This window comes from Mesobacterium hydrothermale (genome assembly GCF_035818635.1).
Lineage (GTDB): Bacteria > Pseudomonadota > Alphaproteobacteria > Rhodobacterales > Rhodobacteraceae > Mesobacterium_A > Mesobacterium_A hydrothermale.
This window is the reverse complement of sequence record NZ_JAYLLH010000024.1, coordinates 21,648-37,708: the sequence shown is the minus strand read 5'-3', so window position 1 is coordinate 37,708 and position 16,061 is coordinate 21,648. Positions and strand designations below refer to the sequence as shown.

The window sequence follows — 16,061 nt, the reverse complement described above, 5'->3', positions numbered from 1 at the left end:
GCGCAGACCGGTTCGGACACGGTTCTGTCGCTGCAGAACGTGACCAAGGTCTTCAATGGCAACCTGATGGCGCTGAAAGGCATGTCGCTGGACATCCGGCGCGGCGATTTCGTGTCGTTGCTGGGCCCGTCGGGCTGTGGCAAGTCCACCGCGCTGCGCCTGATTGCCGGGCTCAGCCACGCCACCTCGGGCCGGATCGCCTGGCATGGCGGGCAGGGGGCGGGCGACCTGGGCGTGGTGTTCCAGGAACCCACGCTGATGCCCTGGGCCACGGTGGCGCAGAACGTCTGGCTGCCGCTGCGCCTGCGCGGGAAAAGCTATAACGCGGTCAAGGACGACATCCGCGAGGCGCTGTCGCTGGTGGGGCTGGAGAATTTCCTGAACGCCTATCCGCGCGAATTGTCGGGCGGGATGAAGATGCGGGTGTCGATCGCCCGCGCCATCGCCACCCATCCGCGCCTGATCCTGATGGACGAACCCTTTGCCGCGCTGGATGAAATCACCCGGCACAAGCTGAACGACGACCTGCTGCAGCTGCGGGCCAAGACCGGCGCGACCATCGTTTTCGTCACCCATTCGGTGTTCGAAAGCGTGTTCCTGTCAAACCGCATCGTCGTCATGGCCGCGCGTCCGGGCCGCGTGATCCGTGAACTGACGGTGGATGCGGCCTATCCCCGGACCGACGATTTCCGCACCACCCCCGAATATGCGCGGTATTGCAGCCAGGCGACCGAAGCCCTGCATGCCGCGATGGGAGAACACGCATGAGCACCGACACCGAGGCGCAGGTCACCGCCGAAGACCTGGTGATGGACGAGGAAGAGGCCGCCCGCGCACGGGCGCGCCGCAACGAACGGATCGGGCGCTGGCTGCTGCCGCTGATCGTGGTGGCGCTGACGATCTATGCCTGGGACCGGATCTGCGTGGTCAACAACATCCCGCATTACCTGTTGCCGCGCCCCGGCCTGGTGGCGCAGACCCTGATCAAGGACTGGGTGCTGCTGTTCAACGCCCTGCTGATCACGCTGCAGACCACCGTCCTGGCGCTTGGCGTCGCGGTGCTGGGCGGGGTGGGGCTGGCGGTGCTGTTCACCCAGTCGAAATTCATCGAGATGTCGTTCTACCCCTACGCGGTGATCCTGCAGGTGACGCCCATCGTGTCGATCGCGCCGTTGATCTTCATCTATGTCGACAGCAAGACCGCCGGTCTGCTGATCTGCGCCTGGATCGTGGCGTTCTTCCCGATCCTGTCGAACACCACGCTGGGGCTGAATTCGGCCGATCACAACCTGCGCGACCTGTTCAAGATCTACGGCGCGACGCGCTGGCAGCGGCTGCGGTTCCTGCAACTGCCGTCGGCCTTGCCGTATTTCCTGGGCGGGCTGCGCATTGCCGGCGGGCTTGCCCTGATCGGGTCGGTCGTGGCGGAATACGTTGCAGGCACAGGTGGTGTCGGCTCGGGGCTTGCCTTCACCATTCTGGAAGCCGGTTACCGGCTGAACATCCCGCGCATGTTCGCGGCGCTGCTGCTGATCGCGGGGGCCGGGGTGGTCATCTTCATGAGCCTGTCCATCCTCAGCCACCTGCTGCTGCGCAAGTGGCACGAAAGCGCATTGAAACGGGAGGTTTGATGGATTTTCGCGCTCTGCCCAGCGGCCGCGTAACCCTTCGCAACCTGAAAACGCCCGCCTGCCTGTTGGTGCAGGACGGCGATCTGATCGCAGTGGACCTGACGCTGGACGGCGGGCTGATCACCGACGGGCCCGAAGGCAGGGTGGTGGACATGGGCGGGGCGATTATCCTGCCCACCTTCACCGACATGCACACCCATCTGGATAAGGGCCACATCTGGGCGCGGGCGCCCAACCCCGATGGCACCTTCCCCGGGGCGCTGGCCACCGTCGGCGCCGACCGCATGGCCAACTGGTCGGCCGAAGACGTGCGCGCGCGGATGGATTTCGCGCTGCGCACCGCCTATGCCCATGGCACCAGTGCGATCCGCACCCATCTTGACAGCCTGCCGCCGCAGGATGCGATCAGCTTTCCGGTGTTCCGCGAATTGCGGGCAGAGTGGGCCGGGCGGATTGCCTTGCAGGGGTCCTGCCTGGTTGCCATCGACAATGTCGGGACGGACACGTTTTTCCCCAACACCGCGCGGATCGTCGCCGAAAGCGGCGGGGTGCTGGGCACGGTCACCTATCCGGTGCCGAACCTGCGGGACCACCTGTTGACCTTTTTCGACATCGCGAGCCAGCACGGGTTGCAGACCGACATGCATGTCGACGAAACGCTGGATCCGTCCGTCGACACGCTGCGCACCATCGCGGAAATCGTGCTGGAAACCGGGTTCGACGCACCGCTGACCGTGGGCCATTGCTGTTCGCTCTCCGCCCAGGACGAGGCCGAGGCGATGCGCACGCTGGACCTTGTGGCCAGGGCCGGGATCAACGTGGTCAGCCTGCCGATGTGCAACATGTACCTGCAAGACCGCCACGCCGGGCGCACGCCGCGGATGCGGGGCGTGACCCTGGTGCATGAGATGCGCGCGCGCGGGATCAACGTCAGCTTTGCGTCCGACAACACCCGCGACCCGTTCTATGCCTACGGGGACCTTGATATGATCGAGGTGATGCGCGAAGCGACCCGCATCGCCCACCTGGACCATTCCGCCACCGACTGGCCCCGGGCCTTCCTGACCAACCCGGCAAAAGCCTGCGGCTTTGACCTGCCGTCGCTGGCCCCCGGTGCGCCCGCCGATCTGGTGATCTGCCGCGCCCGCAGCTGGACCGAACTGTTCGCCCGCCCGCAATCGGATCGCATCGTGATCCGGGGTGGTCAACAGATCGACCGCACGCTGCCCGATTTTTCCGAACTCGACCCCTTGATGAGCTGACCCATGAACCCAAATGTCGCCGCCGCCAAAGCCGCCCTTTCGCATCTCGAAATGGACGAAAACCCCGCCACGATCCGGTCGAAAAGCCGCGATTTCTTCTGGTATTCGCCGATCCTGAAGGACCGGATGGATCACCTGATTGCCGATTTCGTCGTCAACCCCGCGTCCGAGGCCGAGGTGATCGAGATCCTGAAAACCTGCTATGCCCATGACGTCCCGGTCACCGTGCGCGGGGCCGGGACCGGCAATTACGGGCAGTCCATGCCGATGTCGGGCGGCTGCGTCATCCACATGAAGAATTTCAACAAGGTGAAATCGGTCTACCCCGGGGGCGTGATCGCGGAACCCGGCTGCATCATGAAGGATCTCGATGACGAGATCCGGGCAACTGCGGGGCAGGAACTGCGCATGGTGCCCTCGACCTATGCCATGGCGACGGTCGGCGGGTTCATCGCCGGTGGCTCTGGCGGCGTCGGGTCGGTGCGCTGGGGCGCGTTGCGCGACCTGGGCAATATCATCCGTCTGCGCGTCGTCACGATGGAGGCAGAGCCCCGCGTGCTGGACTTCCGCGGCGACGAACTGCCCCGCGTCAGCCACGCCTACGGCACCAACGGCATCATCACCGAAGTCGAACTGCCCACCGCGCCGGCCTTTGACTGGGTGGGCGTGTTCATGCGCGGCAAGGATTTCGTCGAGGCGATGCAATTCGCCGCCGACCTGGCCAACCAGGACGGCATCCTGATCAAGCTCGCCTCGGTCTACGAGGCACCGATTGGCCATAGTTATTTCCAGCGGGTCAAGGCGCATGTAGAGCCCGACGACACGCTGGTCGGGCTGATGATCGCGCCGCAGGCGATGGACGCCTTTGCCGTCTTCGCCGCCCGCTATCCCGGCATGTCGCTGCTCTATCGGTCGGACGATCACGACTGGCCGCGCGACGCGGGCCCGCTGTATGAATTCGCCTGGAACCACACCACGCTCAGGGCGCTGAAATTCGATCCCACGGTGACCTATCTTCAGGTGCGATACAGCTTTCCCGATCATTTCGAACTGGTCGAGAAGGTGCGCGCCGAATTCGGCGCCGAGGTTCTGCAACACCTTGAAGTCATGCGCGAAAACGGCAAGGTCATGTTCGCGGGCCTGCCCATCGTGAAATACACCAGCGACGAACGGCTGGAGGAAATCGTGCGCCTTCACGAAGAGATGGGCTGCATGATCTTCAACCCGCACCGCTACACGCTGGAAGAGGGCGGCCGGCAATCGACCGACGCGCGCCAGCTGAATTTCAAGCGCGAGGCGGACCCGAAGGGCCTGTTGAACCCCGGCAAGATGATCGCCTGGGACGTGCCCGATTGGACATACGACAGGATTTACCACTACGCCGGGATCACGCCGAAACCAGAGGCGACGGAATGAGCCGAGTCCTGGTGCTTTTCGCGCACCCCTGTCCGGAAAGCTTCAACGCCGCCGTGCACCGGGTCGTGGTCGACACGCTGACCGCCAAGGGGTGGGAGGTCGACGACTGCGACCTGAACGCCGAAGGGTTCCAGCCGGTCCTGACCGAGGCAGAGCGGCGTGGCTACCACGACGCGCCCGACAATATCGGCCCGGTGAAACCCTATGTCGATCGGCTGATGGCGGCGGATGCGCTGGTGATGGTGTTCCCGGTGTGGAATTTCGGTTACCCGGCGATCCTCAAGGGCTTCCTTGACCGGGTATTCCTGCCCGGTGTCAGTTTCAAGCTGGTGGATGGCAAGGTGAAACCGAACCTGACCCACATCCGCAAGCTGGCGGCCTGCACCACCTATGGCGGCAACCGGCTTCGGGCGCTCTTGGTGGGCGATCCGCCGCGCAAGACGGTGACGCGCGCGGTCTGGCACGTCTGTCGCCCGGACAAGATGCGCTATCTTGCGCTTTACGATCTGAACCGGGCCACCGACGCGCAGCGTGCCACGCACCTTGCGCGGGTCAAGGCCGAGATGGAAAGGTTCTGACATGCGTGCGCTTGTGATCTATTGCCACCCCCGTCCGGAAAGCTTTACCGCCGCCGTGCGCGACGTGGTGCTGGAGCGGTTGCGCGCCGCCGGGGCCGAGATCCGGTTTCGCGACCTTTATGCGTTGGGGTTCGATCCGGCGATGGGCGCGCAGGAACACCGCGACTACGAAGACGCCAGCCTGAACCGCGTGCCTGTCATGCAGGATTGCGAGGACCTGCTGTGGTGCGACACGCTGATCTTTGTCTACCCTACCTGGTGGTATGGGCTGCCGGCGATGCTGAAGGGCTGGCTGGACCGTGCCATGGTGCCCGAGGTGGCCTTTCTGATGCCCAAGGCCGAGGGCGAAACCATCCGCCCGGGCCTGACTCACATCACAAGGCTGGGGGTGTTCACCACCTGCGGGGCCAGCCGTTGGCTGACCTTCCTTGTCGGCGCGCCGGGCAAGCGCACGCTGATGCGCGGGGTCGGGCTGTTGCTGGCGCCGCGGGCACGCAAGGCCTTTGCCGCGCACTACCTGATGGACAGTTCCACCGCTGAAAGCCGCGCTGCGCACCTGCGCAAGGTGGCGCAAAAGGTCGACCGGCTGTGCGCCGCCAAGGCGCCGACCCCCGTGCCGGTGGACAGAGAGGTGCAGACATGATCCCCGTTCTCGACTGGCAACGCTATGCCAGCGGTACCGACCGCGCAGGTTTTGTCGCCGATCTGGGCCACGCCTGCCGCGACACCGGGTTTTTCCTGATCTCGGGCCATGGCATCGCCGACGGGCTGATCGCCGATGTCTTCGCGCAGGCCGATGCGTTCTTTGCCTTGCCCGACGCGGAAAAGGCCCCGCTCGATATCCGCAACAACCCGCACAATCGCGGCTGGGCGGCCCAAGGGTCAGAGGCGCTGGACGAGTCCAGCGGGGTCATGGACCGGAAAGAGGCGTTCAACGTCGGGTTCGACCTGCCCGCCGACGATCCGCGCGTGATCGCCGGGGAAATGTTTCGCGGCGTCAACGTCTGGCCGGACCTGCCGGGGTTTCGTGACACGATGCTGGCCTATTACACCGCCGCGCTGGATCTGGGCGTGGCCCTGCACAGCGCGTTCGAAGAGGAACTCGGCTTGCCCGCCGGCTTTTTCGCCCCGCATTTCACCGAACCGATGGCAACGCTGCGCGTGCTGCGTTACCCGGCAGCGACGGAACCGGGGATCGGAGCGGGGGCGCATACCGACTACGGCTCGATCACGCTGCTGATGACCGACGGCGTGGCCGGATTGCAGGTCAAGCCGCGCGGGGGCGACTGGATGGACGTGCCACATGTGCCCGGCGCCTATGTCGTCAATATCGGCGATTGCCTGATGCGGTGGTCGAACGACACCTATGTGTCGACCCCGCACCGGGTGCTGGCGCCGCAGCGCGTGCGCCGGTCGATTGCCTTTTTCCTTGATCCGAACCCCGACAGCGTGATTACCGCGTTGCCCGGTACGGGGGCGGCGAAATACCCCGCGATCACCGGGGCCGATTACCTGCGGTCGCGGCTTGACGCGACCTATACCCCGAAGGAAACCGCATGAGACGGCTGGACTGGGCGCAGTACCGCACCACGGAATTTTCCGACATGAACCCGGCGACCACCATCGCCATCCTGCCGACGGCAGCCATCGAACAGCATGGGCCACACCTGCCCACGGGCACCGACACGATGATCGCCGAAGGCATGTTGGCCGAGCTGCGTGCCACCTGTCCCGACGCGCTGAACATCCTGATCCTGCCGGTGCAGGCGGTGGGCAAGTCGAACGAACATATCCACGCGCCGGGCACGCTGACGCTGAGCGCGGAAAACGCGCTGCGGGCCTGGACCGAGATCGGGCTTTCGGTGGCGCGGGCGGGTCTGCGCAAGCTGGTGATCGTCAACAGCCACGGCGGCAACCTTGACCTGATCTCGGTTCTGTCGCGGGAATTGAGGGTGCGGGCGGGGATGCTGGCGGTGAAATGCCAATGGGGCAATTTTGGCCACCCCGAGGGGATGTACTCCGACCACGAACGCGCCTTTGGGATACATGGCGGCGACGTGGAAACCTCGTTGATGCTGAATTTCAGTCCCGAAAGCGTCGACATGACAGCCGCGCAGGATTTCCGCTCGACCGCAGAGGGTGCGCCGATTTCCCCCATCGGACCGATTTCCTATGGCTGGGTCTCGTCCGACCTGAACCCGCTCGGGACCGTAGGCAATGCGTCGGTGGCCACTGCGGAAAAGGGGCGGGCCACCTGTGCCCATCAGGTTGCAGGGTTCATTGACCTGCTGTGCAAGGTCAGAGACCTGCCGCTGGACACGTTCGCGCCCACCCATCCCGGGTGACGGGGCCCGGGCGATGCCCGGGCGCGCGGGGCTACATCACGTCCCAGGCGGTGCCGGTCAGCAGGCCGTCGCCGTCGATGGCAAAGAGACTGGCCATCTCTGCAGAATGCACGACCTCGGCATCGGAGGAGGTGTCTTCCATCACGCGCAGATCAACCCCATCGGCAGTCAGGTTGCGATAGCGCAAGCTGGCCGCGTCAGCACCCTCGAAACTGGTCAGGCTCGCCAGCAGGTTGGGGGTGTTTGCAAAGCCCTTGGAGAACTGAAACGTGTCATAGGCGTCGGTCACGCTGGTGTCGGTCACCATCGCCTCGAAAAGGTTGCCGTCCCAACTTCCAATACCGGTTTCGATGGCGAACCAGCCGATGGTTTCGGTGGCATGTGTGCCAGCGTTGTTGGCTTCTTCCTCTTGCATGGTCAGCGAAAATCCATCGGTGTCCACGCTGTCCTGCCGCGTGACCACCCAATCGGTGCCGTTGTTGGTCTGGACCTGGCTGAAAACTGCGGGCGTTGTGTCGAATTCGTTGGGGAAAACCACGCCTTCGAACCCGGCGGTCGACAGCCGCGCGCTGTCAACGGTGCCAACCGAAAGCTGGGTGCCGTCGGACAACTGCCAGTTTCCGGCTTCGATCACCATGTAGCTGACGGTTTCCGTTGAATGAATCGCGTCTTCGTTTGACGGCTCCTGGATGAAGGCAGTGAAGCCAGTCGACGTGACCGACTTGAGCCGCACGGCTGCCGGGGCGGGACCATTGTCGGACGGTGGCAGCGCAAAGACGACAGGGTTGTCATAGACCCGGTCAAAGGTGACCACGGTGTCGGTGTGCGCCATGTTGACCGTGCCGATCTCGGCAATAGCTGGGGTATAACGTTCGCCGATAAGCTGGCCATCACCGGAAAGCGCCAGGAAATCAACCGTTTCATCGATGTGCCCGGTTTCGACGTCAAGGCTCGTTTCTTCTTGCGCGAAGACCTCGAACGTACCGCTGTCAACGGCGGTGACCCGTGCGCTGGTCGGGTCGCTGCCGTTCAGGGTGGACAGTTGCGTCAACAGAACGGGGGCAGAACCAAACGTGTTGGAGAACGCGATTTCTTGGCTGGCATCGGTCACCGTGTTGGCCGTTCTCGACGCTTCATAGACATCGTTGCCGGCCGTGCCCTGTGCTTGTTCGAAGGCAACCCATCCCAGGATTTCCGCCGCATGTGAGCCCGCGTTCCTGGCTTCCTCTTCCTGCATGGTCACAAAGAAGCCGGACGCATCAGAGGTATCTTGCCGGGTGATGACCCAATCAGCGCCGTTGTCGGTCTGAACCTGGCTCAGGATCGTTGGCGTGGTCTGGAACCCGCCGTGGCTGAAGCTGACATGTTCAGTGCCGCCAGTGCTGAGCAGGGCGCTTTCAAGCGTCCCCGCTTCCAGCCGGGTCCCGTCTGCCAATTGCCAACTGCCTGCTTCGACGACCATCCACGCGACGTCTTCAAACGAATGCACGCCGTCCTCGTTCGCGGTTTCCTGCAAACGGAACGTAAAGCTGTCGCTGGTGATCGACTCAACCCGGATTGCCACTGGTACAGGGCCATTGTCGGACATCGTGCTGGCAACGACCACCGGATTGAAAAAGTCGTTCTGCAGGGTCACCGAAACCGCGTTCTGGTTGACTTGCGCAACGCCATATTCGGCGATCACGGGGCTGGCGCGCCGGGCCGAGATCATCCCTTCTTCGGCGGCCAGAAAGGATACGGCTTCGGCGATATGGGTAATTTCTGCGTCGCGTGAGGTGTCTTCGTTGGCGATCACATAGAAATCGGTTGTGTCTGTCGCAGTGATCCGGGCAATGGCCGGATCCGAGCCGACAAAGGTGGACAGATTGGCAAGCGTGACAGGCGCGGGACCCGCGTCGAAGGCGCGCTCGAAGTTTTGAAAAGCACCGTCCTGCGTGATGGTTTGGCCGGTGGACCCGGCAACGAGTTGCTTGCCATTCCATTCATGCGTTCCGGTCTCGATCGCAAGCCAGCCGATGGTTTCCTGCGCGTGGCTGCCGGAATTCAGGGCCTCTTCTTCCTGCATCACGATTTCCACGCCCGTGGCGCTGGCGTTCTTCTGCCGGGTCATGACCCAGTCGGCGCCGTTGTTGGTCTGGACCTGGCTCAGCACCGCAGGGGCCGCGTCGAACAGGCTGTCGGTGAAATCGACCTGTTCGAAACCGGCACCGCTCAGGTTGCTACTGTCGAAGTTTCCGACTTCCAGGCGTGCGCCGTTTGCCAGTTCCCAGGTTCCAGCCTCGAACACCGCGTAAGAGATATCCTCGGGGCTGTGTACCCCGTCGTCGGCGTTGGGTTCCTGCAACATCACCGTGAACTGCCCGGGCTGGATGTCGGTGATCCTGACAATCACCGGGCCCGCGTCGTTCGAGGTGACGGTTTGCACGAAAATCACCGGATCGACGTAGTCCCGCTGAAGCGTGATGATCGACGGCACGACGCCGATATTGTCTTTTCCGAACTCTGCAAATTCGTAGTAGATGTCGTCGCTGCTGACCATGTTCGGATTCTGGCCAAGCAATTCAACCGTTTGCGGCCCAAAGTCCAGCACGGCATTGCCGTTGTTGCGCTCGACGGTCGGGAACCAGCCGTCGAAATCGACCACGATCCTGTCGCGCCCGTTTTCGAAGCCGATGATCTGGTCATCGCTGTGTTGTTGCGGGTCGAACAAATACGTGTCGCGCCCGGCACCGCCGTTCAGAGTGTCGTTGTCGTGGTCGCCGAACAGCGTGTCGTCGCCTTCGCCACCCGACAGAGAGTCGTTGTTGAACCCGCCAAGCAGGACATCGTTGCCGCCAGACCCCAAAAGCGTGTCATTGCCCTGACCGCCGTCAAGGGAATCGTCGCCGTTCTGACCGTTCAGGGAGTCGTCGCCTATCTCTCCGGTCAGGGTATCGTTGCCGTCGAAGCCATAGAGGTTGTCGTTGCCGTATCCGCCGATGATCAGGTCCGCGCCGATCCCGCCGTTGATCGTGTCGTTGCCGGTGTACCCATTCAGCGTGTCGTCGCCGTCATTGCCCCAGATATGGTCGGCCTGCGTGGTGCCGACGATGTTTTCGCTGATGTCATAGCCGACGATCTCGATTTTGTCTTCGTCCGCACCGTCCCAGTCGGTGAAGGTCCAGGTCGACAGGTCGAGGGCCGGAATGTTTTCCATCTGGACCATGATCACGTCCTTGCGCGTCTGGTCCAGGTCGATCACCTCGAGCCCTGCCGAGATTTCGGTGCCTGCGCCCTGATCGTTGTCCAGGTCGTCGGCATGCAGGGTCAGCCGGCGCACGCCTGCGCTGACCGTGGTGTCAAAGATCACCCGCTCGATCGACAGGATCTGGGCATTGGCATGCGACATGTCCGTCGACAGTTGCACCACAAGCGTGTCGGTGTCGTTACCGCCGTCAATCGTGTCCTCCGCATAGCTCTCGCCATTCAGAATAAACACGTCGTCGCCGTCGTTGCCGGAAACACGGTCGCGCAGGAACGAGGAAACAAAGGTCTCTGCGCTGCCATCGCCGGTGATGTCGAACCAGTCATGCAGAGCGTCGTAGCCAAAGGCGGTCCAGGGCGACAGATCGAGGCTGTCGTCGACATCCATCTCGATATTGATGCGATGCGACGCCGCGGTCGCCGAAAAGGTAAGTGTAGGCCCCCAATGTGCACCGAAGCCATCGTTCCAGGAATCCGCGTCAAAAGTGACGACGAAGTCCCCGGTCCCGCCGAGAAATCTCAGACCCTCCAGGTCGAGAAGGTCCAAGTTCCTCAGGTTATAGATGCCTGTGCCGTCAAAGACGAGGCTATCGGTCCCGGCCCCCCCTCTGATCGTGTCTGCGTCTGCTGCAAAGAAGAAGTTTTGCAGGACGAACTGGTCGTTGTCCCCGTTTCCGACCATCGAGTCATTGCCGAGACCACCATAGAGCACGTCATCGCCGGTATTTCCGAACAGCGAGTCGTCGCCAAACTGGCCAAATATCGAATCCTTTCCTGAATCCCCGGCAAGGTAGTCGTTCCCGTCTTCGCCGTAGATGGTATCGTTGCCGGCACCGCCGCGGATCGTGTCGGCAGAGTCGTCGGTTCCGCCAAACAGCAGGTCGTTGCCATCGTTGCCATAGATCTCATCCGATCCGTTATTGCCAACGAGCAGGTTGTCCACATTCGACCCGCGAATGGTTTCGTCACCGGAGCCGCCATAGACCGTTTCGAACCCGATAAGCGCACTGAAGGTGGCACTCCCATCGAACAGTTCCCAGCGTTCGTTCAACAGGTCGATTTCGCGGCCCATGTTGCTGATTGCACTGAGGTCGAAATTGTCTAAGCCGGTTCCACCGTTAAACGTGTCGTCGCCGACGATACTGTTCGATACAAAGACAGCATCATTGCCCGCACCGGCATCCACGTTGTCCGACCCGCTGCTGACGATGTTATCGTCGCCGGAGCCGCCGAACAGGTGGTTCGCGCCGGTGCCGCCTTGCAGGTCATCGTTGCCGCCGTTGCCATAAAGCGAATCGTTGCCCGCGCCGCCGTACAGCACGTCGTTGCCATCGGTGAAGCCCGGGGTGGCATAGTCCCCCAATAGGATGTCGTGACCGTCATAGCCGAACAACGTGTCGTCGCCCGCGATACCCTTGAGCGTGTCGTCGAACCCGCTGCCGTTCAGCGTGTCATTGCCATCGAACACTTCGCTCAGGAAATCAGAGCCATTGATCATTGTCGGCAGGTGGCCGGAAAACCCGCCGATTTCATAGTCGGCAAACCCGCCGCTGTTGCCGATGTCGATATAGACATGCGTGATCGTGCCGCTGATCGGAATGTCGCTGGCGTTGCGCGTGATCGACGTGCCGGTCACATAGACGTCAGACCCGTCCGGCGACAACCAGGAATAGTCGTTTGGCGTATATGCCAGCGGATCGTACTGGTCGAAAAAGAACTGGTCGCCGCTGGCCATGTTCAGGCCGAACAGGGCGTGGGTGGATGTAAGAACGGCCATGGTCTGGCTCCTTTAATCAATCATCGTGTCGACGCGCCGGTTGACGATCGTCACGGGACGGATCCGGCCATCGGAATAGATACGCCGCGCGGTCACGAGGCGTGTTTGCGAAAGTTCGCTGCGCAAGACGCGCAGGATATAGCTGCTCATGTCGGGCCCGTCCGAGACCCAGAAATTCACCACGGCCCCTTCGCCGTGGCGTCCGTCGCCCACCGTGCTGCCATCCCCGTCGCGCCATGCCAGCGCTGCGTCCGGGGTGGTCAGCGCCCATCCGACGAAACCCTTTGGTTGCCCATCGCGAAAAATGATGCGGTAATGCCCCCGGTTCACATGCCCCGCGATCAGCCGCGACATGCCACCGAAACTGCGGTCGGCAAAAGGCTTGTGCCCCAGCATCAGCGACAGGATCAGGCCCGCCGCCATATACGGGTTCTTGTGACGCAAGGCCTGCAAGCCCGTCGCAAGCGGTGCGGCCAGACCATCGCCATGCCCGGGACCGGGGTGGGGCACGTCCTTCATTGTTTGCGAAGGTACCGTCATCAAATCTCTCATCAACTCCGCATCGCGGAACCACGGGAACGCATTCAAATACACCCGCAGCGTAAAAAGGCTGCTGTCGCCAAACAAGTATGAAAAACCATGCCTCGAACGCGGCGGCGCCGCTGAGTTTTACAAATTCGTAAGTGGAGTTCGCGGCGGCTTTGGCCTTAGACTGGGTTCGGAAAGACGGCAGTCCAACGCCGCCGCAGAAAAAAGGTGCGTGACGTGAAAATCCTTCTGGCCGAAGACGATACCAAGCTTGCCGACTACGTCAGTGCAGGGCTGGAGGAAGAAGGCCACAGCGTTGAACATTTCGAAGACGGGCGGGATGCACTGACCTATTGCCTCTACAGTCCTTGCGATCTTGCGATCTTTGACCGCATGATCCCCGGGATGGACGGCCTGTCGGTGGTCAAGGCGCTGCGCGCCGCGGGATCGGAAATGCCGGTGCTGTTCCTGACCGGGCTGGCCGATGTCGACAACCGCGTCGAAGGGCTGGCGGCGGGTGGGGACGACTACCTGACAAAGCCGTTTCACTTTTCCGAACTGAAGGCGCGGATCGAAGCGCTGACCCGCCGACGAAGCACCCATGCCGAAGTCACCAAGCTGGTCGAGCATGACCTTGAACTGGACTTGCTGTCGCGGCTGGCGCACCGGCAAGGTCAGACTATTGAGTTGCAGACCAAGGAATTCATGCTTCTGGAAGTTCTGATGCGCAACGCGGGGCGGGTCCTGACCCGGACAATGCTGCTGGAACGGGTCTGGAATTTCAGTTTCGAACCCAACACCACTGTGCTGGAAACCCACATGAGCCGGCTACGCGCCAAGATCGACAAGCCGTTCGACATTCCGCTGATCCACACGATCCGCAACACCGGTTATTCGCTGCATGGACCGCGGTGACGTTCTGTCCGGCGCCGCCTTTGCGGCGGTGCTGCAGTCGTCGTTCGTGTTTCTGCTGGTCATGGCCGCAATGGCGGTGTTCAGCCTGACCGTGATCGACGGGTCGATGACCACCAGTGTCCGGCTGCGGGTGCTGGAAATGGAACAAAGCCTGCGCCAGATTGCCGAAGAGGAAGGCACCGAACAACTGCCCCAATGGGTCGCCACGGCGGCGCGGTCGACAGCGGGGGAAACGCTGGCCTATGCCGTCTATGATGCCGATGGCAGCCGCCTGTCGGGCAACATTTCCGCGCATCCCGACCCGGGCGTCTGGATGGAACTGAGCACGCGTCTGGAAACCTCGTCCGGGGAGCCGGCCAGCGCATCGCCCAAGCGCTATCTTCTGCACGCGGTGCGGATCGACGGGCTGACGCTGGTGACAGGGCGCAGCCTTGAAATCCTGTCGTCCGTCTGGGGGGCAACGCTGCGCGGTTTCGTGGCGACGGCGCTTGTCGTGGTGCTGGCGATGCTGGCGATCGGCTACCTGTTGAGCCGGCGCAGCCAGGTCAAGCTGGAACGCATCGAGGCCACGCTTGATCGCGTCGCCGAGGGAGAGACCGGCGCGCGCATCGGCTCGCAAGGGGCAGGTGATCAGATCGACCGGATCTCCCAGCGCATCGACGCCCATCTTGACCGGCTTGACCGGCTGGTGGCGGGGACGCGTCGTACCGCGGCCTCGGTTGCGCACGACCTGCGCCGCCCGCTTGCCCGCGCCACGCTGGATCTTGAAAAGGCACTGGCCCGGGCCGAGTCAGGACAGGACCCGCGGGCCGAGATCGAGGACGCTCAGGCCGATCTGGCGCGTCTGACAGCCATCGTGTCCACCATCCTGCGGATCGCCCGGATCGAAGGCGGTGTTGGCGCTGCGCTGGAACCCATCGACCTGCGCCCGTTGCTGGACGAAATCGCCGAGACCTACCACCCCGTGGCCGAGGACGCAGGCCAGAGCCTGGACTATCAATGCGACGGACCGCTGATGCTGCGCGGCGACGCCGACATGCTGGCGCAGCTTGTGGTCAACCTGATGCAAAACGCCCTCAGCCACGCCGGTTCAGGTGCGCGCATCACGCTGTCGGCACGGCAACTGGCGCAAGGCGTGGTGATCTGTGTTTCGGACACCGGGCCGGGCATTCCCGAAGGGTTTCGGCAGAAGGTATTCGAACCGTTCTTCCGGTCCGACGACGCCCGTACCGTCGAAGGCAGCGGGCTGGGTCTGCCGCTGGTCAAGGCCATCGCGGAACGCCACGGCGCCAAGGTGCGCCTGCAAGACGCGGCCCCCGGCCTGCGCGTCTCCGTCAGTTTTCCGGGCATTGCGGATTTGTAATCCGCAGGGCAGGCCCGTTTCGGGTTTGTCCGCCATGTTCGCTGCATCGCAACTCCGCGATGCAGGAGGACAAGACAATGAAACGACTGATCAAGACCCTGATGCTGACCACTGTCCTGGCCGGTGCGATGCTGCCTGCAACCCGCAGCTTTGCCGCCACGACAGAGCCGCGGCCGATGGGCTATGCGGTGCAGGACGAAATGCTGATGACCGCGCACAAGGTGCTTCAGGCGCTGGCGGATGTGGAATCCGCCCGCATGTCGCTGGCGATTCAGGATCACACCACCGCCCGCGAGCACGTTGACCGGGCGATCAACGAATTGGCCGAACAAGACGTGGTGATCAAGGACACGATGATCCCTGACACCACCAAGACCGACAGCGCCCCGGTCTACGCGCCCTTTACAGTCACGCTGGTGACCACCGACAAAGAGGGCGTCACCTATGAGAATGAACTGGCAATCCAAAAGGCCTATGGTGCGCCGCAAGTGGCCAAGCCCGGCGATGTGCTGGCCGAACCGCATCTTGAGGATCTGAAAGTCGCGATCTCGGCCGGGTTGTTGCCGGTGGATGACAGCTTGACCTTCCTTGTCGAGGCGCGGAGCTTCATGAAGCAAGGGGACTACAAGGCCGCGGATCGATCGCTGCAATCACTGGAAAACGCTGTGGTCTACCGGACCTACATGCTTGACGCGATTCCTCGGCAGGGCAATCTGATGTAACCCACCGTGCGCGGCCACCGAAAGGGGCCCTACGGCCCCTTTTGCGCTGGAAAGGGGCCATAACTGAAATATATCAGAAGCTTGCGGTATGACGCTCAGGTTGCGTCCTTACCGCAGGCAGGGGGATGCCACCGGGCTGTGCCAAATTCTGTCGGTCAGGGTGTTGACACTCGGCCCTCTATGGTCAGGCTTGGGGCGACGACATGCTTGAGAATTCAGATTAAGATCGCAGCTTATGTAATTGTCATAAATATGAAAATCTGAATTCCTTCCGGCGCCTG

At 62.7% G+C, this 16,061-nt stretch carries 13 protein-coding genes; 11 read left to right on the top strand and 2 right to left on the bottom strand.

Annotated elements, in window-relative coordinates; translation table 11 throughout:
* Positions 1-66: 66 nt before the first annotated feature.
* From VK792_RS14830 to VK792_RS14795, 8 genes are read left to right on the top strand one after another with little or no spacing between them, the layout of a single operon-like run.
* Positions 67-768, top strand: a complete 702-nt coding sequence (locus tag VK792_RS14830; protein WP_326298477.1) for an ABC transporter ATP-binding protein — start codon at positions 67-69, stop codon at positions 766-768.
* Positions 765-1,631: an ABC transporter permease gene (locus VK792_RS14825; protein WP_326298424.1), complete on the top strand. Its 867-nt coding sequence runs from the start codon at positions 765-767 to the stop codon at positions 1,629-1,631. Before VK792_RS14830 ends, VK792_RS14825 begins: the two co-directional genes overlap by 4 nt.
* Positions 1,631-2,893, top strand: a complete 1,263-nt coding sequence (locus tag VK792_RS14820; RefSeq protein WP_326298422.1) for a cytosine deaminase — start codon at positions 1,631-1,633, stop codon at positions 2,891-2,893. The genes VK792_RS14825 and VK792_RS14820 overlap by 1 nt, the downstream gene beginning before the upstream one ends.
* 3 nt (positions 2,894-2,896) lie before the next feature.
* Positions 2,897-4,309: an FAD-binding oxidoreductase gene (locus tag VK792_RS14815; RefSeq protein WP_326298420.1), complete on the top strand. Its 1,413-nt coding sequence runs from the start codon at positions 2,897-2,899 to the stop codon at positions 4,307-4,309.
* Complete coding sequence (locus VK792_RS14810; RefSeq protein WP_326298418.1) at positions 4,306-4,887, top strand: NAD(P)H-dependent oxidoreductase; 582 nt, start codon at positions 4,306-4,308, stop codon at positions 4,885-4,887. Before VK792_RS14815 ends, VK792_RS14810 begins: the two co-directional genes overlap by 4 nt.
* A 1-nt stretch (position 4,888) precedes the next feature.
* On the top strand, positions 4,889-5,530 hold the full coding sequence (locus tag VK792_RS14805; RefSeq protein ID WP_326298417.1) for an NAD(P)H-dependent oxidoreductase: 642 nt from the start codon (positions 4,889-4,891) through the stop codon (positions 5,528-5,530).
* Positions 5,527-6,447: an isopenicillin N synthase family dioxygenase gene (locus tag VK792_RS14800; RefSeq protein WP_326298415.1), complete on the top strand. Its 921-nt coding sequence runs from the start codon at positions 5,527-5,529 to the stop codon at positions 6,445-6,447. Before VK792_RS14805 ends, VK792_RS14800 begins: the two co-directional genes overlap by 4 nt.
* Entirely contained in the window at positions 6,444-7,232 is a 789-nt protein-coding gene (locus VK792_RS14795; protein WP_326298414.1) for a creatininase family protein, read from the top strand. Before VK792_RS14800 ends, VK792_RS14795 begins: the two co-directional genes overlap by 4 nt.
* A gap of 31 nt (positions 7,233-7,263) precedes the next feature.
* On the opposite strand, the gene VK792_RS14790 is transcribed toward VK792_RS14795, so the two are convergent.
* Together VK792_RS14790 and VK792_RS14785 are read right to left on the bottom strand one after the other, a co-directional pair.
* Positions 7,264-12,252 carry a calcium-binding protein gene (locus tag VK792_RS14790; RefSeq protein ID WP_326298412.1) on the bottom strand — a complete coding sequence of 1,663 codons (4,989 nt, stop codon included), beginning with the start codon at positions 12,250-12,252 and terminating at the stop codon, positions 7,264-7,266.
* A 12-nt stretch (positions 12,253-12,264) separates the two neighbouring features.
* On the bottom strand, positions 12,265-12,804 hold the full coding sequence (locus tag VK792_RS14785; RefSeq protein ID WP_326298410.1) for a hypothetical protein: 540 nt from the start codon (positions 12,802-12,804) through the stop codon (positions 12,265-12,267).
* Between the two features lie 213 nt (positions 12,805-13,017).
* Here VK792_RS14785 and VK792_RS14780 point away from each other — a divergent pair, with 213 nt between their 5' ends.
* The 3 genes from VK792_RS14780 to VK792_RS14770 all read left to right on the top strand — a co-directional run bounded on the left by VK792_RS14780 (position 13,018) and on the right by VK792_RS14770 (position 15,780).
* The gene (locus VK792_RS14780) at positions 13,018-13,695 is read left to right on the top strand and encodes a response regulator transcription factor (protein ID WP_326298408.1); all 678 of its coding nucleotides are present in this window, start codon (positions 13,018-13,020) and stop codon (positions 13,693-13,695) included.
* Positions 13,682-15,058, top strand: a complete 1,377-nt coding sequence (locus VK792_RS14775; protein WP_326298406.1) for a HAMP domain-containing sensor histidine kinase — start codon at positions 13,682-13,684, stop codon at positions 15,056-15,058. The genes VK792_RS14780 and VK792_RS14775 overlap by 14 nt, the downstream gene beginning before the upstream one ends.
* Positions 15,059-15,135: 77 nt before the next feature.
* Positions 15,136-15,780 (top strand): YfdX family protein, encoded by a 645-nt coding sequence (locus VK792_RS14770; RefSeq protein WP_326298404.1) that lies wholly within the window; start codon positions 15,136-15,138, stop codon positions 15,778-15,780.
* The last annotated feature ends 281 nt before the right edge of the window (positions 15,781-16,061 follow it).

Bases quoted from the DNA above. Each gene is read 5' to 3' on its own strand.
- VK792_RS14810 (WP_326298418.1), top strand. From the start codon at position 4,306: ATGAGCCGAGTCCTGGTGCTTTTCGCGCACCCCTGTCCGGAAAGCTTC.
- VK792_RS14830 (WP_326298477.1), top strand. From the start codon at position 67: ATGGCGCTGAAAGGCATGTCGCTGGACATCCGGCGCGGCGATTTCGTG.
- VK792_RS14785 (WP_326298410.1), bottom strand. From the start codon at position 12,804: ATGAGAGATTTGATGACGGTACCTTCGCAAACAATGAAGGACGTGCCC.
- VK792_RS14820 (WP_326298422.1), top strand. From the start codon at position 1,631: ATGGATTTTCGCGCTCTGCCCAGCGGCCGCGTAACCCTTCGCAACCTG.
- VK792_RS14800 (WP_326298415.1), top strand. From the start codon at position 5,527: ATGATCCCCGTTCTCGACTGGCAACGCTATGCCAGCGGTACCGACCGC.
- VK792_RS14815 (WP_326298420.1), top strand. From the start codon at position 2,897: ATGAACCCAAATGTCGCCGCCGCCAAAGCCGCCCTTTCGCATCTCGAA.
- VK792_RS14805 (WP_326298417.1), top strand. From the start codon at position 4,889: ATGCGTGCGCTTGTGATCTATTGCCACCCCCGTCCGGAAAGCTTTACC.
- VK792_RS14825 (WP_326298424.1), top strand. From the start codon at position 765: ATGAGCACCGACACCGAGGCGCAGGTCACCGCCGAAGACCTGGTGATG.
- VK792_RS14775 (WP_326298406.1), top strand. From the start codon at position 13,682: ATGGACCGCGGTGACGTTCTGTCCGGCGCCGCCTTTGCGGCGGTGCTG.
- VK792_RS14770 (WP_326298404.1), top strand. From the start codon at position 15,136: ATGAAACGACTGATCAAGACCCTGATGCTGACCACTGTCCTGGCCGGT.
- VK792_RS14790 (WP_326298412.1), bottom strand. From the start codon at position 12,252: ATGGCCGTTCTTACATCCACCCACGCCCTGTTCGGCCTGAACATGGCC.
- VK792_RS14795 (WP_326298414.1), top strand. From the start codon at position 6,444: ATGAGACGGCTGGACTGGGCGCAGTACCGCACCACGGAATTTTCCGAC.